This window comes from Meiothermus sp., assembly GCF_025056915.1.
Taxonomy (GTDB): Bacteria; Deinococcota; Deinococci; order Deinococcales; family Thermaceae; genus Meiothermus.
Window position 1 is genome coordinate 1 of record NZ_JANWVH010000187.1, and the last position, 554, is coordinate 554.

The 554-nt window shown below is 65.0% G+C and carries 1 protein-coding gene; it reads left to right on the forward strand.

Annotated features, from left to right (window positions below; genetic code table 11):
* Positions 1-554: SdrD B-like domain-containing protein (locus NZN28_RS14585; RefSeq protein WP_295399387.1), on the forward strand; the 554-nt coding region annotated here is incomplete at both ends.

A 554-nucleotide genomic window follows, 5' to 3' on the forward strand; every position in this document is an offset into this window, starting at 1 on the left:
TTGGCTATTTCCGCGCTGCGACAGTGACTGGCACGGTTCGATTCGACCGCGACGCGGATAACGTCCTGTTCGCCGACAACGAGCCTGGGATGCAGGGCGTGACCGTCACGCTGCGGCTGGGCGGCAGCGCAGTGCTGACCACCACCACCGATGCAACCGGCGCGTACACCTTCACGAATGTGGCGCCTGCCAGCAACTATTCAGTGCGGGTCCTCAACCCGGATGCGACGAACTTCCTGCTGGTGACGCCGACAGGCGGCGATAACGATATGCAAACCACTGACGGAAGCCCGCTGCCCAATACTTACGCCGAGACCAATCCGTTCACCGTCACCTCTGGCGCGACGGTAAGCGGGTTGAGCGACGCGGCGGTGCGCGGGCGCGCCACGATCAATGGCGTGGTGTGGGAAGACCTGAACGGCGACGGCGTGCGCCAGGGAACCGAAGGGGTCGGCGCGCTGCCGGGGGTGACGGTCAACCTGACGGTGACGGTCAACCTGCCGGGATTGTTGAGCACGACTATCACGAGCGCGACGACGACCGATGCAACCGGC